This is a genomic window from Mesorhizobium sp. KACC 23794, from assembly GCF_052180275.1.
In the GTDB taxonomy this organism is placed as follows: Bacteria; Pseudomonadota; Alphaproteobacteria; order Rhizobiales; family Rhizobiaceae; genus Kumtagia.
The window spans coordinates 4,160,990-4,181,860 of the sequence record NZ_CP197465.1 but is presented as its reverse complement, the minus strand read 5'-3'; the positions used below and the strand labels follow the sequence as shown (position 1 = coordinate 4,181,860).

Genomic DNA, 20,871 nt, shown 5'->3' with positions numbered 1-20,871 from the left:
CCACCTGTCCGCGCGCCTTCTCCCTGACACGAGTTTACAGCCGAGGACCCCATTTGCAATGCATAAGCCGGCGGAGCGGGGGACTTATCCGGGGATTGAGCGATCCCGTTCCGGCACTTTTCCACGCCCGCCAACCTGCCGGTCCGGTGCGCTGGGATACGCACCGCCCGACGTTCGCCGTTGCGTTCGGGGGAACCGGAGCATGCAATCGGCCGATTGCTCGCTACGATTCACGGCATATCGGCAGCCTCGCTCAGGCCACGAGGAAATCGGCGTTGGTCAGGGCGAGGCCGACAGCCACCGTGGCGAAATGGATGCCGGACGCGCCACCTTCGCCGTCCGCGTCGTAGAAGACTTTTCCCGTATCTGTCTCGTAGACGATGCGATCTGAGGAAGCCTGCGCCAGACCAGTCGTGTTCGCCCTGAACGCCGCTGCCGCAAGCGTTCCCGTGTTCAACACGGCAAACACAGACTGGGAGAGCAGGAAACGGTCGTCGACGACGTTGAAGTCGGTAATCGTGTCGACGTTCGCGGCGCCGAGCGTGGAGGTGAAGGCAAACGTGTCCTTGCCGCCCAGGCCCTGCAGCGTGTCGTTGCCTCCCTTGCCGTCGATGATATTGGCGCCTGCATTGCCCACGATCTGCTGAGCGACGTCGTTGCCGGTCAGATCGATCCCCGAGGTGCCGGTCGAACCGTTGGTGGTGAACAGTTCGATGAACACGCCGCTGCCCAGAGCGTAGTCGACGGCGGTCATCACGCGGTCGGCCGTGCCTTGCGACGCGCTTTCGACGATCACGTCCAGCGCGTTGTAGACACGATAGGTGTCGTTGCCGCCGAGACCGATAAGGGTGTCGGTGCCGCCGACGCCGCCGTCATGCAGGACGTTGTCGCCGGCATTGCCGATGATCTGCTGTGCGAAGGTGTTGCCGGTCAGGTTGATTGCCGAGGTGCCCGCGTTGGACGTCGTGCGTAGGGTTTCAATCTCCGCACCGGCAGCAAGCACGTAGCTGACGTTTGTCGTCACGAGGTCGGCCGCACCCTGGCCGGCCGCCTCCACGACGATGTCGTCGGCGCTGTCGACGACATATATGTCGTCGCCTTCGAGCCCTTGCAGCGTATCGAGCCCGCCGCCGCCCTTGAGCAGGTTTGCGCCGGCGCTGCCGACGATGAGCTGGTTGATGAGGTTGCCGGTGAGGTTGACCGAAGAGAAGTCGCCGCTGTCCGTGACCTTGAGCGTCTCGACCTCAGCCGCCGCCGCGAGGCTGTAGGTGACCGAGGCCAGCACGATGTCCGCGCCTTCGCCGCCTGCCTCGACCACCACGTCATTGGCGCTGTCGACATAGTAGGTGTCGTTGCCGCCAAGTCCCTGCAGAACGTCAAGACCGCCGCCGCCATCGATGACGTTGGCCCCCGCATTGCCGATGATGGTCTGCGCGAAGCCGTTCCCGGTCAGGCCGATCGCCGTCGTGAGCGCGCTGTTCGTGGCCTTGAGCGTTTCGACCTGCGCGGCTGCGTCGAGCGTGTAGTTTACGCTCGTCATCACCACGTCCGCCGTGCCTTGTCCGGCTTCCTCCACCACGATGTCGTCGGCGCTGTCGACGACATAGGTATCGTTGCCGCCGAGACCTTGCAGCGTATCCGTACCGCCGCCGCCATTGATCACGTTGGCGCCGGCGTTGCCTGTGATTGTCTGGGCAAAGCCGTTTCCGGTGAGATTCAGTGCCCCCGTGCCCGCACTGGAGGTCGTGGAAAGGTTTTCCACCTGCGCAGCCGCGCCAAGGACATAGCTGACATTGGTTTTAACGGCATCCGCCGTGCCTTGTCCGCTTCCCTCCACGACGATGTCGTCGGCGCTGTCGACGATATAGGTGTCGTTGCCGCCGAGGCCCTGGAGCGTGTCCAGTCCGCCACCGCCGTTGATCAGGTTGGCGCCGGCATTGCCGACGATCGTCTGGGCAAAGGAGTTTCCGGTCAGATCGATCGCCGTGGTGCCGCCATTCGATGTCGTGCGAAGGGTCTCCACCTGCGCCGACGCGCCGATCGCGTAGCTGACGCTGGTGGTGACGACGTCCGCCGTGCCTTGGCCGGTTCCTTCCACGACGATGTCGTCGGCGCTGTCGACGACATAGGTGTCGTCGCCGCCCAGCCCTTGCATTGTATCGAGGCCGCCGCCGCCCTTTATGAGATTGGCTCCGGCATTGCCGATGATGGTCTGGGCAAACTTGTTTCCCGTCAGATTGATCGCCGTGGTGCCGGCATTCGATGACGTGCGAAGCGTCTCCACCTGCGCAGCCGCGCCGAGCGCGTAGGTCACGCTTGTGGAAACAATGTCTGCCGTGCCCTGTCCGGTTCCTTCCACCACGATGTCGTCGGCGCTGTCGACGACATAGGTGTCGTTGCCTCCCAACCCCTGCATGGTGTCGAGACCGCCGCCGCCCTTGATGACATTGTTGCCGGCATTGCCGGTGATGGTCTGCGAGAACGCATTCCCGGTCAAATCCATCGCCGCGGTGCCGTCGGCAGCCGCTGCCTCAAGGAATTCGATCTCGCTTCCGGATGCGAGCGTGTAGCTGGCCTTGGCCAACACCGTGTCGGAACCGGCGCCAGTTCCCTCGGTGACCACGTCGCCGGCAACGTCGACAACGTAGATGTCGTCACCCAAGCCGCCCGCCAACTTGTCCGAGCCAGTACCCCCGTCGAGGCGATTGGCGTTGTCATCGCCCGTCAGCGTGTCGCCGGCAGAGCCTCCGATAAGGTTTTCGATTTCCCTCAGCGTATCCTCGGCAACGCCGCCGACCACGGCGAAAGCGTCCGCGGACCCTTTGAGGACAACCACGACGGCGTCCGTCTTGTCGGAATAGTCGGCGGTATCGACCCCGGTCCCGCCGTCGAGCGTATCCTTTCCCGCTCCGCCCGCCAGCAGGTCGTTGCCGCCCCGGCCGAACAGGACGTCCGCGCCGCCAAGCCCGCGCAGGGCGTTGTCGCCGTCGTCGCCGGCGAGATTGTCGGCGCCGACGCTCGATCCAGTAAGGTTTTCGACGCTCGAGAATGTATCGGACAGAGCTTCGCCGGTCGCCACCAGCGATCCGTCGAGCGAGACGTCCACGCCGGCCGACGCGGAATAGTCCGCGGTGTCACTGCCATTGCCGCCGTCCAGGTCGTCTCCCAGCGTGCCGCCGCTCAAGACGTCGTCGCCGTCGCCGCCGAATAGCTGATCGACACCGGTGCCGCCGCTGAGGATGTCGTCATTGGCGCCGCCGGACAGCGTGTCGTTGTCGGCGCCGCCATTCAGCGTGTCCTTGCCGGCCCCGCCGTAAAGCGTATCGCTGCCGGCGTCGCCGTTGAGCGTGTTGATGGCCGTGGGATCGTCGAAATCGCTGTGGAAAGGATCGTCCGCATAAAGCGTATCGGCGTCGTTGCCGCCGCTCAACGTATCGTCGCCCGAGCCACCGTAGAGCTGGTCGAAGCCGTTGCTGCCGCTCAGCGTGTCGTTGCCGCTCTCGCCATAGACAACGTCGTCGCCGCTGCTGCCGGTCATCGAGTCGTTGCCGATGCCGCCATACATTTCGTCATTGCCGCCGGCCCCCGACAAGCTGTCGTTGCCGCCGACGCCGAACATCCAGTCGTTGCCAGCCGTGCCGGGCAGGGTGGTTGAGTTATCGTTCGCCGAGGTGCCGACCAGCGCCCGGAACGTCCCGCTGGCGAAGTCGCTTGCGGTCAGATTGACCGCGCCGCTCAGTTCAAGGACGAAGTCGCTGCCGGTCAGCACGCCGTTGTCGTCGGTGTCGGCGACGAGGACCGTCTTCCTGGCGCCGCCGCCGAGATCGACCTGTCCCCACCAGACCTGGGTGAAGCCTGGTCCGACCTTGCTGTATTCGGCCAGCGCGGCGCCATCGCTGAAGGTGAAGCCGGTCGGCAACTGGCCGCGGAACACCAGCGGCCTGTTGCCCTGCCCGAAGGTGCCGTTGACGAAGCCGCTGCCGGAGATGTCGGTGTAGAGCGCGATCCTGTCGCCGTCGGCCTGGTGGAAATCGGTGATAGTGTCCGGCGCGGCCAGCGAGGAATCTCCGGCCCAGAAGCCGAACGTGTCGGCGTAGACGCCGTCGCCGCCGGTCAGCGTGTCCTTGCCCAGATGGCCGATCAGCAGGTCGGCGCCCGTGCCGCCATCCAGGACATCGTTGCCGTCGGCGAGGTATGCGGAAGAGCCGCCGGCCAGCGTGTCTTCGCCCGCACCTCCCTTGACGATGTCGTTGCCGTCACCTCCAACGAGATAGTCGTTGCCGTCGTCGCCGGACAGAGTGTCGGCGTTTCCGCCGCCGGAGAGGGTATCGTTGTCGGCGCCGCCATTCAGCGTATCCTTGCCCGCCGCGCCGACGAGTTGGTCGTCGCCGGCGTCGCCGTTCAGCGTGTTGATTGTGCTGGCTGCTTCCGCTTCCGCATCGAAAGGATCGCCGGCATAAAGGGTGTCGGCGTCGTTGCCGCCGTTCAACGTGTCGCTGCCCGAGCCGCCGTAGAGCTGGTCGGTGCCGTTGCTGCCGCTCAGCGTGTCGTTGCCGCTTTCGCCATAGACCACGTCGTCGCCGCTGCTGCCGGTCATCGAGTCGTTGCCGATGCCGCCATACATCTCGTCATTGCCGCCGGCGCCCGACATGCTGTCATTGCCGCCGACGCCGAACATCCAGTCGTTGCCGGCCGTGCCGGGTAGGGTGCTTGAGGTATCGTTGGCCGATGTGCCGACCAGTGCCTTGAACGTGTTGGTCGCGAAATCGCCCTTGGTGAGGTTGACCGCGCCGGTCAGTTCAAGGACGAAGTCGCTGCCGGTCAGCACGCCGTTGTCGTCCGTGTCGGCGACGAGCACCGTCTTCCTGGCGCCGCCGCCGAGATCGACCTGTCCCCACCAGACTTGCGTGAAACCCGGACCGACCTTGCTGTAATCGGTCAGCGCGGCGCCATTGGTGAAGGTGAAGCCGGTCGGCAACTGGCCTCGGAAGACCAGCGGCCTGTGTCCCTGTCCGAAGGTGCCGTTGATGAAGCCGCTGCCGGAGATGTCGGTGTAGAGCGCGATCTTGTCGCCGTCGGCCTGGTGGAAGTCGGTAATGGTGTCCGGCGCGGCGAGCGAGGAGTCTCCGGCCCAGAAGCCGAACGTGTCGGCGTAGACTCCCGCGCCGCCGGTCAGCGTGTCCTTGCCCAGATGGCCGATCAGCAGGTCGGCGCCCGTGCCGCCGTCGATGATGTCATTGCCGTCGTCCAGGTAGGCGCCGGAGCCGCCCACGATCGTATCGTCGTCGGCGCCGCCATTCAGTGTGTCGTTGCCATTGTCGCCCTGGAGAAAATCGACCCCCTTGCCGCCGTCGAGAACGTCGTCGTTGTTCTTGCCATAGAGATAATCGTCATCGTCGCCGCCATTCAGCGTGTCCACGCCTTCGGCGCCGACGAGCTGGTCGTTGCCCGCATCGCCGTTCAGCGTGTTGGTGGCGCTGGCCGCGTCCGTGCCGCCGGCCCCGTCGGAATAGAGCGTATCGGCGTCGCCGCCGCCGCTCAGCGTGTCGTTGCCCGCCCCGCCATAGAGCTGATCGAAGCCTGCGCCGCCGTTCAGCACATCGTTGTGCGCTTCGCCGAAGAGGGCGTCGTCGTCCTCGTTGCCGTTCAGCGTGTCGTTGTTGTTTCCGCCATGCAGTACATCGTCGCCGGCAAGCCCGGACAGAGTGTCGTTGCCGGCGAGGCCATAGACGACGTCATCGCCGGCGCCGGTCGGCAGGGTGGCGGAGGGCGCGGTATCGGCGGTCGGCGTGCCGACCAGCACCTTGAACTGCCCATCGGCAAAGTCGCCGGCCTTCAGGGCGACCGCGCCGGTCAGCTCGACGACGAAGTCGTTGCCGGACAACACGCCGTCATCATCCGTGTCGGCTATGACGACTGTCTTCGTCGCCAGTCCGACCGTGACCTGTCCCCACCAGACCTGGACGAACCCCGACTCCAGATCGCTGTATCCCGGCAGTGCAAAGCCGTCCTTGTAGAAGTCGCCGGTCAGTTGTGTGCCGTGGAAGACGAGCGGCTTGGATGCGAAGGTGCCGTCGATGATGCCGCTGGACGACACGTCGGCGAACAACGCGAGCTTGTCGGCGTCGGCCTGATGGAAGTCGGTTATGGTGTCCGGCGCGGCGAACGAAGAATCGCTGGCCCAGAAGCCGAACGTATCGGCGTAGACGCCCGCGCCGCCGGTCAGTGTGTCCTTGCCGAAGTGGCCGATCAGCAGGTCGGCGCCCGCACCGCCGTTGATGATGTCGTTGCCGTCGGCGAGGTAATAGGCGGAGCCGCCGGAGAGCGTATCGTCGCCGTCGCCGCCGTTCAGCGTGTCGTTGCCGTCGTCGCCCTGGAGCAGGTCCTTGCCGGCATCGCCATTGAGAATGTCGTCATTGAGGCCGCCATAGAGATAATCGTCGTCGCCGCCGCCGTTCAGCGTGTCCTTGCCAAGCGCGCCATAGAGCTGATCGTTGCCTGCGTCGCCATTCAGCGTGTTGGTGGCGCTGGCCACATCCGTGCCGCCGGCCCCGTCGGCATAGAGCGTATCGTCGCTGTCCCCGCCGCTCAGCGTATCGTTGCCCGACCCGCCGTAAAGCTGGTCGAAGCCGCTCCCGCCGTCCAGAGTATCGTTGTTCGCTTCGCCAAAAAGGATGTCGTTGTCGTCGTTGCCGTTCAGCGTGTCGTTGTTGTTGCCGCCATGCAACTCGTCGTTGCCCGCAAGCCCCGACAGATTATCGTTGCCGCCCACGCCATAGACGATGTCGTCGCCGGTACCGGTCGGCAGGACCGTCGAGGGCGCCGTGTCGACGCCGGGCGTGCCGACCAGGACGGCGAACTGGCCGCTCACGAAATCGCTGGCGGTCAGGTTGATCGCGCCGTCGAGCTCGATGACGAAGTCGCCGCCCGACAGTTCGGAATCGTCGTTCGTGTCGACGATGACGACCGTCTTGGTAGCGCCGCCTCCAGCATCGACATGTCCCCACCAGACTTGCGCGAATCCGGAACCCAGGTCGCTGTATCCCGGGAAGGCGAGACCATCGGCGTAGCTGAAGCCCGCCGGCAGTTTCTGCGCATGGAAGGCCAGGGGCTTGTTTTCAGGCCCGAAGCGACCGTTGGCGATACCGCTGGAGTTGACGTCGGTGAACAGCGCGATCTTGTCGCCATCGGTCTGGTGGAAATCCTTGATCACGTCCGGGGCGGCGAACGAAGAATCGCCAGCCCAGAAGCCGAACGTGTCGGCAGAGGCGCCGGCGCCGCCGGTCAGGATATCTTTGCCGGCCAGGCCTATCAGGAGGTCCGAGCCTTCGCCGCCGTCCAGTTCGTCGTCGCCGTCCGGCGTATAGTAAGCACTTCCGCCGAAGAGCGTATCGTTGCCCGTTCCGCCATTGAGCGTGTCGTGGCCATCGTCTCCGTAAAGGGTGTCATTGTCGGCGTCGCCGTTCAGAATGTCGTCGTTGCCGCCGCCATACAGGGCATCGTCGTTGGCGCCGCCGTTGAGGGTGTCCTTGCCCGCCGCCCCGCTCAGCTGATCGTTGCCGGCGTCGCCATTCAGCGTGTTGGTTGCGCCGATGTCGTCGGCGTCGACATGGTTGTAATCGTCGGCGTAGAGACTGTCGTCATTGTCGCCGCCGTTCAGAATATCGTTGCCGGAGCCGCCTAGGACCTGATCGGCGCCGACGCCTCCGTTCAGCGTGTCGTTGCCGGCTTCGCCGAAAAGCGTGTCGTTGTCGCCTTCGCCGTTCAGCGTGTCGTCGTCGGCTCCGCCGTGCAGCGTGTCGTTGCCGCCCGCCCCGAACAGCGTGTCGTTGCCGCCCAGCGAGTAGCCGATATTGTCGAGATTGTTGAAGGTGTAGGTGTCGTTCTTGTCGTCGTAGCCGCGCCAGGCCGGGAAATTGTCGACGAAGTCGGCCTGCGACAGCGTGCTGATTCCGGTCAGGTAGATCAGGATGTCGCCTTCGCTGAACTGCCCGTCGTCGTTGGCATCCACCCAGACTTCGACCCGCGCCTGGCCGGAGTTGTATTGCCAGAGGACGTCGGCGAAGCCGTCGCCGATCCAGTTCTCGTTCATCTGGACGCCGTCGGCGCCGAGCGTGGTGAAGGTGAAGCTGTAGTGGTGCGGATCGTTCAGGTCCGCCGGGTTGTCGTTGAAGGCCAGCGGCAAGAGGGCGGCGAAAGACGGCAGATCGATCACGTCGCCGCCTGCGACGCCGGCGCCCTCGAAATTCTTGATCGTGTCGATGGTACCGGCTTCGGCCGGCGAGGAGTCGCTTCTGGGCAGAGCGAGGTTGAAGGTGAAGCGGTCGTCGCCGCCCTGTCCGTCAAGCGTGTCGCCGTCCAGGCCGCCGGAGATCACGTCATTGCCGCCGCCGCCGTTGATCGTATCCTGTCCGTCCCCGCCGGAAAGGGTGTCCGCGCCAGAGCCGCCGGAAATAAAGTCTTTTCCGGCTCCGCCGGTCACATTCACCGTTCCGCCAGTCACGGCGGCGGCATCCAGCGTCAGGCTGTCGATTTCGGAGAGCTGTGCCGCATTGACCGTCAGCAACGCGCCGGCGGCGCTGGCCACCGTGTTGTTATGCAGCGTGAATGAGGCCTTGGTTCCCTGCTGGACCTCGATCGCCTCGATACCGGTAACCGTATTGGCGTTGAACACGACGGGACCGGCATAGACGCCCGACACGATCAGCGTATCGATCTCGGCTGCGCCCGGCACGGACTGGGATCCGCCGGCGACCTGATCCGCAGCATTCAACGCCGCTCCCGCATATATCGTATCAGCGCCGGCGCCGGCGGTTACGATGTCGTCGCCGCCCTTTCGAAGGTCGAAATAATCCTCCAGCGCGGTCCCCGTCAGCGTGTCGGCGGCGGCGGAATCCAGGCGGACCACGCTTCCGTTGTCGAAGTCGAAGGAGGCGTTCGTCAGGGTCGCGAAATCGACGCCTACCAGGCGAACGAAATTTCCGTCGTTGAAGACGAGCAGGTCGAGCCCGTCCACGACAAAGCGAAGGCTGGCAGCCCTGTAGCCGCTGCTGAAGTGCAGGACGTCATTGTTAGCCGGCACAAAGCTGATGGCGCCGCCAATGTTCGCGGCAAAGTCATAGACTGCCATTCCCCAAGCCCTTACCCAGAACGACCGTTCCCCGGATTTTTTTACGACGATTTCCCTTCGGGATCAATGACGATCACCTTCAATTCATATAAATTGGCTAGAGAAACATATTTCAGTATACATATTTGTGGGTCGAGTTTTATTTGAAAGTATTTTTTTGTTTTACAATATCCCTATTCGAAACCTGTTGCGCCGTTTGTCCGCAAAGATCCCATGGCTTGACCTTGGTGTCGATGTGTTGGTCGCGGAGGTGGACGTCGCGGGGTTTCGGTCCCTCTGGCGGGAAGCGATGCAGGATCGAGATCGGGACTGCCCGGACCGAATCCGTCGCCGCAACCGTGCGGCAAGGGGAGCGCCGTATCTGAGTTGCCGAAACTGGCGAGTCCGGCCGATCGGTCCTACGCATGGCGCGACGGCGGCCTGCCTCGGACGATCAACAACGGACTGGCGATGACCGCGCCAGGCGGGGGGCCGCCCGAGTGCCGGCGTTATCGGGAGCAAGAGCATCAAAACCACCGAAAGCAGCGGTATCAACGGCTTTGACGCTCTGGCTGTCGATCAGATCGCTTGAATAGCGCGGCCCCGTACGTTCATAGTGGCGCCGAAGGGGCGGCCCAGGTCATCGTGTCATCCATCGAATCTTCGCAAATCCGAAGGAATCACATCCTGCTGAAATCACTCAACCCTTTTCGGGTCAGGCTCTCAGGCGGCTCTCGCTGCGCGGTACCGCAAAGCAAGAGTCGTGACCGTTCGGATGAATTCGCAGTGCATGGAGAAAAGAGTTGAGTACCTCACTTGTCACGGAAGAATACGAGGGCAACTGCAATATATGCGGAACACACAATCGCTTCAAAAGAGAAAACCCCAGGACGCGTGAAACCTTCCTGTGCACCATGTGCCGCGGCTCGCTCCGTTACAGAGCTCAGGCTGATGCCATCCTAAGAGAATACGCGGGAGACGACGTATCGACGATCGGCACCCTTATCCAGTCGGAACCTTTCAAGCCCCTCGCCTTGTATGAGCCCGGCATAGTAGGGCCTTTTAGAAGATTCTTTCGCAGTATGCCTCAATACAAGCAATCATTCTACTGGGACGACGTGGCGGAAGGCGCCATGAGGGATGGGATGGTTTGTCAGAATCTTGAAAAGCTTACTTATGACGACCAGTCGTTCGATCTTATCGTTTCATCCGACGTTTTCGAGCATATTCGCAGACCGTTTCAGGCCTTCGCCGAGGTAAGAAGGGTCTTGAAGCAGGGCGGACGCCACATATTTTCAATTCCCGCGAACGACGGCCTCCGGTACGATACGGTTTCGCGCGTCGACACAAGCTCGGATGATGATGTTCTCCTGCTGCCTGCTGTGTATCATGGCAACGGCACCGCCGGCGGACGGTCTTTGGTTTACACCGATTTCGGCTCTGATGTCGTAGACAAGCTCGGTGACATTGGGCTTTCGACCCAGATTTTCTACTATAGTCCGGCGCCTGGTTTTCCAAGGCAACTGACATTTGTTTCGCGTCGAGATTGATTGATCTTTCGACCTGCAAAAAAGTGGCGTTTTTTTCAAAGGCCCTTGGAGAGAATCTCGCGGACCAGAATCGGCAGCCGTTCACGCCAGGACGCGGGTTTAAGCCCATAGTCCCGCTCGATCCGCGCTGTGGAGAGTACCGAATTGGCCGGCCGGCGCGCCGGCGTCGGATAGTCCGCGGACCCAATCGCCTCGAGTTTTGGGACGGGATAACCAGCCTCCCGGCACGCAGCAAAGATGGCGGCTGCGAAATCGTGCCAAGTGCATGGACCGTCATTGGTGAAGTGGAAGACGCCAGTCGGAGCATGCCGGTCCGCAATCATGCGCATCGCGATCACCGACAGCGCCTCAGCCAAGTCGACAGCGAGCGTCGGAGAGCCGTGCTGATCCTGCACCACCCTGACGACGTCGCGCTCAAAACCGAGGCGAAGCATCGTCCGAACGAAATTCGAGCGTCGTGCGCTCACGACCCAACTCGTACGCACAACCGCCGAGCGCGGATTGCCGAGGCTAACGGCCCACTCGCCCGCGGCTTTGCTCGCACCGTAGACACCGAGCGGATTGAGCGGCGCGTCGACTTCGTAGGCACTAATCGCCTTTCCATCGAACACGTAGTCGGTCGAGATGTGGATGAGCGGGATGCCAGCCAAGCACGTCGCTTGGGCGAGTGCCGCGGGAATGAGCGCATTTGCCGCGAAGGCCGCCGCGACGTCCTTCTCCGCCTTGTCAACCGCGGTATAGGCAGCGGCATTGATGACTGCCGAAACCGCGTGGTCCGCAATCAGCCTGCCGACCGCAACCGCATCGCACAAGTCGAGCTTTCCACGGGCGGGCGCGACGATTGCGACGTCTTCGGGCCAGCGCATCGTGACAAGTTCATGCCCGACCTGCCCGGCACTGCCAGTGATAAGGATGGTCACCCCAGTCCTTGCCTCGCGAGCGCGCTGCGTTCCTCGTTTGCGATCAAGGGTGCCCACCAATCCCGGTTCGCAAGATACCAGCGCACGGTCTTGGTCAGTCCGCTTTCGAAAGTCTCTTGAGGCCGCCAGCCGAGTTCCCGCCTGATCTTCGAAGCGTCTATCGCATAGCGCTGGTCATGGCCGGGCCGGTCCGCGACGAAGCGGATCAAATCCTTGCGGGCAAAACCCAAAGGCGGCGCATAGGCGTCCAGCAATTGGCAAATCGTTTCGACGACCGCGAGGTTGGTTCGCTCGCTGTCGCCGCCAATGTTATAGGTTTCGCCGGGCTCGCCACGCTCCAGCACAAGGCCGAGAGCGCGTGCGTGATCCTCGACAAACAGCCAGTCCCTGACGTTTGCGCCGTCGCCATAGACTGGCAATTCCTGCCCCGTCAGCCCGCGCAGGATCATCAGCGGAATGAGCTTCTCCGGAAAATGATAGGGACCATAGTTGTTCGAGCAGTTGGTAACGATCGTCGGCAGCCCATAGGTCTCGTGCCATGCCCGGACGAGGTGGTCCGACGCGGCTTTCGATGCGGAGTAGGGGGAGTTTGGTCGATAGGAGGACTTCTCATCAAAGCGACCCTCGGGACCAAGCGATCCAAAAACTTCATCTGTCGAGATATGGTGAAGCCGGAATGTCTCGCGCTGGGAGGACGGCAAGCCGCGCCAATGGCGCAGCGCCTCCTGCAACAGGGTATATGTGCCCACGACATTGGTTTCGATGAAGGCGCCGGGACCGTCGATCGAGCGGTCCACGTGGCTCTCCGCCGCGAGGTTCATGACGGCCGTTGGCCTGTGACGCTCGAAGACGCTGCGCAATGCCTCGCCGTCGCGGATATCGACCCGCTCGAACGCATATCGGACGTGCTCGGTCGCCCCGGGAAGCGAGGTTAGATTCGCGGCATAAGTCAGGGCGTCCACGTTGACGACACGCGCCACGGAGTCAGCCAGCAGATGTCGGATAACTGCCGTCCCGATGAAGCCCGCGCCACCTGCGACCAGGATTGTTGCGTTGGAGAGGCTGGGAGACATCAAAACAAGTCCTTTGCTGCCGTCAGCGTCGGCGCCGCCAAGTCCCTTGCGGAAAGCGTTGTATCTTCGGGCCGGCACGGCCAGTTGATGCCCAGATCCGGGTCCCCCCAGAAGATCTCTCGATCGTATTCCGGTGCGTAAGGTTTCGACACCTTGTATTGGATGATGGTGTCGGCCTCGAGCGTGCAGTAGCCGTGTGCGAAGCCGACAGGGACGAATAGCTGGTTGCCACGCTCGGCGCTCAGCACGATCGAGACATGGCGCCCAAAAGTTGGCGAATCACGTCTGATGTCGACGGCCACGTCGAAAACCGAGCCGGCGACAACGCTGACAAGTTTCGCCTGTGCCATCGGCTCAAGCTGAAAGTGAAGGCCACGCACAGTGCCTGCTTTTTGAGAGCGCGCCTGGTTTTCCTGCACGAACTCCGCAGGGACGCCGGCCGCCTCGAAAGCGGACCGCTTGAAGGTCTCGGCGAAATAGCCACGGGAGTCGCCAAGCCGCATAGGCAGGACCTCGACGACGCCTTGGATAGCCTGCTGAAAGAACTCCATTTCCCCCGCCCGATGCGTTCTCATATGCGCTGGCAAAATCACATTTCCTGCCGCCAAAAGTCCAGTAGCCGAGATATGACGCATCTTGCCATGGGAATTTGGACAGCCGAATCGCTTGGAGATTCGAGCGACACCCTGTATGCGAACCTGGAAGACGGCCCAAACGCCACCGCCATGTCGAGGACGCGAATTGAGGGGAATCATACTGGCGGGAGGGAGTGGCACGCGCCTGTACCCGGTCACCAAAGCGACATCGAAGCAACTCCTGCCGGTCTTCGACAAGCCGATGATCTACTATCCGTTCAGCATTCTGATGCTGGCCGGCATTCGCGACATCCTCGTAATCTCGACGCCCCACGATCTCCCGCAATTCGAACGTTTGCTGGGCGATGGCGGGCAACTCGGCCTCCAGATCAGCTACGCAGTTCAGCCCGAGCCGGGCGGCTTGGCGCAGGCTTATCTGATCGGTGCTTCCTTCGTAAGGGGCGAGCCCTCTGCCCTCATCCTTGGCGACAACATCTTCTACGGTCACGGTTTGGTCGACCTTCTCGCCAAGGCGAGCGGCCGTCAGCGCGGGGCGACCATCTTTGGATATCAGGTGAGAGATCCGCAACATTACGGGGTCGTCGAGTTCAATGCCGAGGACCGAGCGATCTCGATAGAAGAGAAACCAGCCGTTCCGCGGTCGGAATGGGCGGTGACCGGCCTCTATTTCTATGATGGCGACGCGCCCGAAATGGCGGCCAGGCTCAAGCCTTCGGCGCGTGGCGAGCTTGAGATCACCGACCTCAACCGGGCTTATCTCGAGCGGGGCGATCTTCAAGTCGAGAAATTTGGCCGCGGCTTCGCCTGGCTCGATACCGGCACCATGGACAGTCTGCTGGAGGCCGCAACCTTCGTCAGGGCTCTCGAGCGGCGACAGCGCTTGCGAATCGCGTGCCTGGAAGAGATTGCCTTTCGCAACGGCTGGATAGCTCGTGAGGACCTATACGCCCTCGGGTCGAAGTATGGAAACAGTGAGTATGGCGCCTATTTGTCCCAGATTGCATCAGCAGAGTAGTCCATCAAAGGTCGAGCCAAAGGCAAGACCAGGATCAGTTTCCGGGGGCTATCGCCGATGACAACCGTCCAATACGGAGACCTTAACAAGAAGGTGACGAGCCAGTTGCGCGGTTGGGCATTGGATCCGAGCGCACCTCTGAAACGTGTGTCTATCGATATATCAATCGACGATCACAATCTTGCTCCAATTCTTGCGAAGGAGTTCCGACCAACGATGGTTGGTCGTCGCGGGAATGACGGATATTGTGGCTATTCGGCCATTCCGCCAGTTTCGTTTTTTGATGGGCAGGAGCATCGCGTCAGAATATCGATTTCTGGTACGAGCAATACTATCTATTCTGGATCTTTCAAGTTCGACAATTTGCGTGTCGGTGAGAGCGAAGCGAATTTTTTTGGGGCGGTCACCCAAATTAATGCGGACGGTGTCCGCGGATGGGTGGTTGACAACGACAAGCGCGGCAAACCGGTAGTCGTGTCGGTGCATATCGACGGAGCGCTTCGTTTTGAAGTTGCTGCCGCCGATTCTTTCAAGCGCGGTCCGGCCGAGGCAGCCAAGCATGGCTTTGGTTTCGAGTTTCCCAGTGATTTATACGATGACCGTGAGCATACGGTGGCGGTGTTTGCGTCCGGTGTGAACGTTGTCCCCTGTTTGGTTCCCGCTATTATCACACTCGCATCGGCTGATCGGCCGCGCATCGAAATTGAGGTAAAGGGCTGGCGCGACGGCAGTCTGCTTTTCACCGGGTACGAGACAACCAGACCCGACGGCCCTGCGCCGTCGATCATGCTGGTGGCGGGTGACAAAACCATCCATCCGGATGTTCGCAGCAACAATGAAACCGGGGAACCTGGACAGCACGACTATTACTTCGACCTTTCTCCCATCCCGCCGTCATCTTTGGTTTCGTCCGGCGCACGTATAATCATGGCGAAATCAGGCGAGTTTCTCAAAGAGGTATCCTCGGCTCTTTTGTCTCAGAGCGCCCGGCTTGAGATCGGAAGAAATGACCGCGGTGAAGTGAACGCGTCACTCTCTTTGGCTTACGCGCCACAAGAGCGGGAAACGTTTTTTGTTTATGTCGACAGCGTCTTGCAATGCTCGGTGAGCACTGCGCAGGCGCAAGTCGGCGGCAGGTTGCCGGTTCCGTTATCCCATATCGTTGAGGACCGGAGGCGGCCGGTCGAGCTTGAAGTCCGCTATTCTGACGAGTCGACCCAAATCACCGGCTCGCCTCGGCGACTTAATCTGCTTCGGGGTGAAGATCTGGTCAGGAACGGCAGTCTGGGAAATTGGACTGGAACCGCGCCTGACGACTGGAATGTCCATCTGGATGCCGGGGCTACGCTTTTTAAATCGCGCGCCCCTGGATTTGATTTTGCGCGAGTGGAAAACAGGAAGGCTGAGCCGGCCTCCTTTCGCTTTGCCCAGGAGCTCATAGTCGACCCGGATGAGAACGTACTTGCCGTCGTTTTGAAGGGACGTTCCTCCGAAGCCGGGGGCGCCGGCCTTCGGGTCGCACTGGTGGGCGTCGACGCGACCGTTGAGGAGACCCAATTCAAGCACATTCCGCTCTATGCCACCTGGTCGGTGCAGGCCATGCGTATCCGACTGCCTCGCGCTGCGGATATCCATCGGGTGACGTTGATCATCGAGGCCACTTCGCCGGCCGGCGGCTGGATCGATATAGCTCAGATAGCCGCGGGTGAGCCCGGATTTACAGCCGGTTCTCGCCATCACCTTGAAGCCGACGGCCGCGAGGAGAACGAGATCAACGCAGTGACAAACGGCGACTTCAACAATTGGACGGGTTCATACAGGCGGGCAGCGACATTTCGCGTCTCGGAGCTTGCGGACAACTGGACCTTTCGCTGCAAAGTCGAAAGTCCGTCCTTGAGCGTTGCCCTTTGCCAGGGAAACCTGCGAGACATCACTCTGCCTGAACAAGGCCCCCTCGCTTATGGCGTCGCTGTTTTCGGTGAAATCAAGGAGGGCTTCGCTCGGCTGGAAACCAAGCTGGACAAATATCGGCTCTCGATTTCGAACTCGCTTGGTCTCGGATTTTATACGCAGCGTGCTTCCGCTTTCGGCTTTGAAGATAACGCGCAGGAAGTCAAATACGAGATCGACCACATAGCTGTCGTCGAACGTACCTTCCAGAGCCGGGCCGGGCTGCAGCCCTACGAGGACCGTCGGCTCTTCGTAATCAAACGCCGCGTCGCAGTCACCCGTACGGGGCGGCATGTCGAGTTTATCTTGAAGGCGGAGGATGCCGCCGTCTTATGCCGGCAGGCGCGCCTGAACCTCGATAATCCCGACACGGATTACTATCTTTATTTTGCGTGGACGGGGGATGTGGATGCCACACTATTTTCCGTTCGATTGCGTGCGCACTCCAATCGTCTTGATGCTGATATAACGTCGCACCAATACTACGCTTTTGAAGATCAGAATGTCGCCGCGCAGCTTGATCGCACCGTCGGCCTGATCCCCTGGGCGGATCAAGCACGGATATCCGCGCCTTTATCAAAGTGCCTGCCAGCAAAAAGCCCGGTTAAATGGAGTTGGAGCGAGGACTACTCCGCCGAAACAACCGAAATTGTAATACCGGTCTTCAACGCAATTGATGAGACATTGGACTGCCTTTCGTCAATTGGTCGCGCGACCGGGCGACCTGTATTGGTGACGCTGGTTGACGACGGGTCGACAGCCCTGAATCGCGAGCGTTTGCGTCGCTTCGTTGCCGATGTGCCGTGGATCAGGCTCATCGAGAACGAGCAGAACACAGGTTACACAAACGCTGCGAACAGAGGGATGAGCGCAGCGCAGTCCAAATGGATCGTTCTGCTAAACAGCGACACGATCGTCACCCGGGGTTGGCTCGATGGGTTGCTGGAGGCCGCGTTCGCTCGCCCGGACGCGGCGATGATCGGCCCGCTCTCGAACGCCGCATCGTGGCAATCCATTCCTGATGTCAGAGACGCCAAGGGTGGATGGAGTACGAATCCTCTTCCTTCCGGCATTTCGATCGAGGATATCGCCGACAATGTTCGCCATTCTTCGGAGAAGGCGTTCCCCTATGTCCCGTTGCTGAATGGATTTTGTACCCTCATTCGAAGGGCTGCCCTTGAGCAGGTCGGATACTTGGATGGTCATTCCTTTCCCACGGGATACGGGGAGGAGACAGATTTATGCATAAGGATAGCCAAGGCAGGTCATAAGCTTGTTATCGCCGATCACGTGTATGTATACCATCAGAAGTCGGCAAGTTTCGGTGAAAAGCGCAGAGCCGTTCTAACCAAGCAAGGCAGCAAGGCTCTCGCCAGCAAGCATGCCGATGTCAATCTTGTTGACCTTCAGCAAAGCCTTTCTGAGCTAAGCTCCCTGATAACCGTCAGGAAGGCCCTTCGAAAGATTTATCGAGCGGCGAATACCAACACCTAGATTGAGAGTGGGATCTGTGACGAAAGTACCCTCCGTCCTTTTTGTTCTCCCTGTCAGAGGGGCAAGCGGTGGAGCCAACTCCGTTGTGCAGGAGGCCCTTGGGCTTTCGGAACTCGGGGTGCAATGCGTTGTGGCAGTGGATGCCAAGAACTGGGGCTCATTCATCGACAACTATCCCGAGTTCGGGGGAAAAGCTGTCGTGTTGCGTTCCTATGATTCGCTTAAAGCGCTCGCAGATTTGATGAGAGGTTGCGATGTTGCAATCGCAACGACCAATGGGTCGGTGGCGGAGGTCCAGGCCGCTCTCGAGGCGCTCTCGCCGCAAGAGCGGGCGACCCTGAAGCTCGCTTATTATGTGCAGGATTACGAGCCTCTTTTCTATCATCCGGAGAGCGAGAACTGGCGCATAGCACACGCGTCTTACGGTGCCCTGAAGAACGCAACGCTCTTTGCCAAGACGAAATGGCTTTGCGATATGGTCCAGCTTACCCACGGGGTTAAGGTGAGGAAGGTTCTCCCATCCGTCGACCATGGAATTTATTTTCCCGATTTGTCGATAGAGAGAGACTACATATGTATCGGCGCCATGCTGAGAGTGAGGACCGCAAGGCGCGCTCCGCAAAGGACCGCCAGGATACTTCACATTCTACGTGACACGGTGCCACAGAAGGTCGTGTTGCAGGTGTTTGGTTCCAGCGATGAGGAGATCGAAGCGGCAGGTATTGTAACATCAGATAGAATTGTAAATCGCGGCCGGCTGAAACGCACCGAAGTGCCGGCATTCATGCGGGCGTGTGACCTTTTCCTTGATTTGTCCGATTTTCAGGCCTTTGGCCGAACGGGGCTTGAAGCGATGGCTTCTGGTTGCATTCCCCTTGTTCCCGTTCTTGGGGGGACGGCCGAATACGCTGTGCATGGCAAAAATGCTCTTGTTGTAGATACGCGAAGTGACCGCGACATTCTCGAGTCGGTACAAATGTTTTTGAGCTTGCCAGGCCGCGAGCGGCGAACCATGCAACAGGCAGCATTGGAGACCGCGGCGAATTTTTCGATCCGAAAGGCTGCACTTTCCGAGCTGCGTCTGTTCCAGGAAATGTGCTGGCAGGATTCTTGACCACATTGGTCGCTCGCCACGATGGCGTCGGTGATCGGCGCAATGAAAGCGCTACGGGATCAGCCCCTCAGAGCGATGAGGCCATGGTCGCGGCGAAGCCAGTGGAATTTTACAAAAAGGGGCAGGAGGGCTGTCGGCGCCGATGCCGTTGAAGAAGTCCCGTCTGGCGTTAAGGAAGGTTCGTCGCCATTGTAAGCCATTGTGATCGTGATGTGATCCCGACAGATCGGTGGTCGAGCAATTCATGGAGCCATCAGGGCAACTCGACGTTCCTTGGCTGGTGACGCCACATCCGGCCGGCATACCGTCGAAACTGCGCGTAGCCATCATCGTGGAGACGGCAGACGATTGCGCCCCTGCTTTCGAGCAATGCTCTCCCTGATCTTCTTCTCGATCGCGAGCAACTTGTCATGCTCGGGATGACGCCCCAGAGCTTCCATTACCAGCCGCAACGCCGTGTGGGCATCGCCCTTAATGTGGTGAGCCCGCGCCATGAGCCACATCGGCATTGGATCATCCGGATCGAGAGTGTGCGCGCGCTCGGCGCATTCCAAGGCGGTTTCGGTTAGTTGTGGTGATTTCCCAATGATCCGCCGGGAGTAGTAGGTGAGTGCTTCGCTGGTGGCATTCTGATGAAAGGCAGCAGCGCGAGCGTAGTCAAAACCTTCCTTGTTCAGTTCCATCACGAAATGCATTTTAGCCAGCAACATCAGGTCATCGGATTCGCCCGTATGAGTGGCCAGTGCCCTGGCCCAATTCAGGGCTTCCTCGTGATCTTTAGCCTTGTGGCATAGTGTTATATATTTTCGTATTATTTCAGGATAATTAGTCTTTAAGATTCTTTTTCTGGAGATGCCAAGACGGGCGACCCGGGAGAGCAATAATTCCGCTTGTTCCTGGTCGACGGTTTTGTGTAAAAATTCTTTGCTCGAGAGCAATACGTCGGCGACCTCGGAGATCTGCTTCTCGATGGCAAGGAGCAGCGTCGTCGCATTTCTAAGCCGCGTCGCTTCGTCGGGGGACGCGCCGTGGGAGCCTATCGCAATTTGTGCTTGAAATTCCCTGCAATGCTGTCTGACGATCGATCTCAAACGATCCTGATCCGAGATATTTACGAAAAACTCTGAGAGAAGATATCCGATTCCCCGCGTAACCTCTTGCGATTGCGATGACCGCGCCGCAAGGAATGCATCCTCCAAATCCCGTAGGTCGTCGACTGGCCTGGTGAGATGGCGGTACTCGCTCGCGGCCAGGCTGTAGACGGCGGCGCCATGGATCAACGCCTCGAGTCCAACGCCGGAATTCAGCACCACCACCGAACGCGCGGCGGGTATCAGTTGATGGACGGACGCGTCCGAAATCTGGATGTGCGAATGCCCCGCAGCCCATGTGAGGGCACTTTCGATCAGCTTGGACCTGCAATGCGGATGGCGCTTAAAAACGACCTTGAGCTTGTGCGCTTCGCTCAGGTCAACGAGGCGCCGCATGATGTCGACCTGGGTAAATGACGATAGATTCAAGACTTCGTCGTCATTCACCTGCAAAGGAAAGAAAATAAACTCTGCGCCTTCCGCCTCTTCGATTTTAAGCACTGCGTCCTGCTGAACATATTTCGATTCGTTGCGCTCAAGAAATCTCGTCCGGTAATGATCGATCAGCTGGGTCGATTCTAAAATGCCGTAGTTCCCGGCTCTGCTGCGAACTTCAGAATCGCGCGCGATACTGCTCCATCCGCTGTAGCCATCCTTGTCCAGATACCAGAGTCCCCTGATCGGTCCCGGGCGGATGCAGTAGCTATTCTTTCCGGGTGCTCTGGCATGGTAGACATAGGATATGCCGCCTTCGCTTCCGGCGCTGTATCCGTCATTGATACGAGATCTGTGAGGAGAAACCGCAAAACAATTGTTCGTATGTAATATCGCCTCTGTTATCGACATGTACCCATTTAATATTTCTTGATGCAGGGCGCTGTCTTTATTCCATAGATGACTAGGTATATCCAGATAGAACTCAACCATTAATCCGCGCGTCCCAACCAGCAACCACGGGA

The 20,871-nt window shown here is 60.3% G+C and carries 9 protein-coding genes; 4 read left to right on the top strand and 5 right to left on the bottom strand.

From position 1 onward, the window contains the following. Nucleotides 1-253: 253 nt before the first annotated feature. Nucleotides 254-9,130 (bottom strand): hypothetical protein, encoded by an 8,877-nt coding sequence (locus ACSBOB_RS20575; protein ID WP_442577943.1) that lies wholly within the window; start codon nucleotides 9,128-9,130, stop codon nucleotides 254-256. Nucleotides 9,131-9,912: 782 nt separating this feature from the next. Between ACSBOB_RS20575 and ACSBOB_RS20570 the strand changes: the two genes are divergently transcribed. Then, the gene (locus tag ACSBOB_RS20570; RefSeq protein ID WP_442577942.1) at nucleotides 9,913-10,659 is read left to right on the top strand and encodes a class I SAM-dependent methyltransferase; all 747 of its coding nucleotides are present in this window, start codon (nucleotides 9,913-9,915) and stop codon (nucleotides 10,657-10,659) included. Between the two features lie 35 nt (nucleotides 10,660-10,694). On the opposite strand, the gene rfbD is transcribed toward ACSBOB_RS20570, so the two are convergent. Genes rfbD through rfbC form a run of 3 tightly spaced genes read right to left on the bottom strand, consistent with a single transcriptional unit; the run spans nucleotide 10,695 to nucleotide 13,203 of the window. After that, complete coding sequence (rfbD, locus tag ACSBOB_RS20565) at nucleotides 10,695-11,579, bottom strand: dTDP-4-dehydrorhamnose reductase (protein WP_442583780.1); 885 nt, start codon at nucleotides 11,577-11,579, stop codon at nucleotides 10,695-10,697. Further along, nucleotides 11,576-12,652 carry a dTDP-glucose 4,6-dehydratase gene (gene rfbB, locus ACSBOB_RS20560; protein WP_442577941.1) on the bottom strand — a complete coding sequence of 359 codons (1,077 nt, stop codon included), beginning with the start codon at nucleotides 12,650-12,652 and terminating at the stop codon, nucleotides 11,576-11,578. Before rfbB ends, rfbD begins: the two co-directional genes overlap by 4 nt. Beyond that, nucleotides 12,652-13,203 carry a dTDP-4-dehydrorhamnose 3,5-epimerase gene (gene rfbC, locus ACSBOB_RS20555; RefSeq protein WP_442577940.1) on the bottom strand — a complete coding sequence of 184 codons (552 nt, stop codon included), beginning with the start codon at nucleotides 13,201-13,203 and terminating at the stop codon, nucleotides 12,652-12,654. Before rfbC ends, rfbB begins: the two co-directional genes overlap by 1 nt. A 190-nt stretch (nucleotides 13,204-13,393) precedes the next feature. Between rfbC and rfbA the strand changes: the two genes are divergently transcribed. The 3 genes from rfbA (at nucleotide 13,394) to ACSBOB_RS20540 (ending at nucleotide 18,821) form a co-directional block, all read left to right on the top strand. Continuing rightward, the gene (gene rfbA / locus ACSBOB_RS20550; RefSeq protein WP_442577939.1) at nucleotides 13,394-14,263 is read left to right on the top strand and encodes a glucose-1-phosphate thymidylyltransferase RfbA; all 870 of its coding nucleotides are present in this window, start codon (nucleotides 13,394-13,396) and stop codon (nucleotides 14,261-14,263) included. Between the two features lie 57 nt (nucleotides 14,264-14,320). Next, nucleotides 14,321-17,707 (top strand): glycosyltransferase family 2 protein, encoded by a 3,387-nt coding sequence (locus ACSBOB_RS20545; protein ID WP_442577938.1) that lies wholly within the window; start codon nucleotides 14,321-14,323, stop codon nucleotides 17,705-17,707. Between the two features lie 130 nt (nucleotides 17,708-17,837). Then, on the top strand, nucleotides 17,838-18,821 hold the full coding sequence (locus ACSBOB_RS20540; protein ID WP_442577937.1) for a glycosyltransferase family 4 protein: 984 nt from the start codon (nucleotides 17,838-17,840) through the stop codon (nucleotides 18,819-18,821). A gap of 326 nt (nucleotides 18,822-19,147) precedes the next feature. On the opposite strand, the gene ACSBOB_RS20535 is transcribed toward ACSBOB_RS20540, so the two are convergent. Beyond that, nucleotides 19,148-20,839 (bottom strand): capsular polysaccharide export protein, LipB/KpsS family, encoded by a 1,692-nt coding sequence (locus ACSBOB_RS20535; RefSeq protein ID WP_442577936.1) that lies wholly within the window; start codon nucleotides 20,837-20,839, stop codon nucleotides 19,148-19,150. Nucleotides 20,840-20,871: the final 32 nt, after the last annotated feature.

What these genes read in the sequence shown, in the direction of transcription:
- ACSBOB_RS20575 (WP_442577943.1), bottom strand. Translation starts at nt 9,130, where the DNA reads ATGGCAGTCTATGACTTTGCCGCGAACATTGGCGGCGCCATCAGCTTT.
- rfbB (WP_442577941.1), bottom strand. Translation starts at nt 12,652, where the DNA reads ATGTCTCCCAGCCTCTCCAACGCAACAATCCTGGTCGCAGGTGGCGCG.
- rfbC (WP_442577940.1), bottom strand. Translation starts at nt 13,203, where the DNA reads ATGGAGTTCTTTCAGCAGGCTATCCAAGGCGTCGTCGAGGTCCTGCCT.
- ACSBOB_RS20545 (WP_442577938.1), top strand. Translation starts at nt 14,321, where the DNA reads ATGACAACCGTCCAATACGGAGACCTTAACAAGAAGGTGACGAGCCAG.
- ACSBOB_RS20535 (WP_442577936.1), bottom strand. Translation starts at nt 20,839, where the DNA reads ATGGTTGAGTTCTATCTGGATATACCTAGTCATCTATGGAATAAAGAC.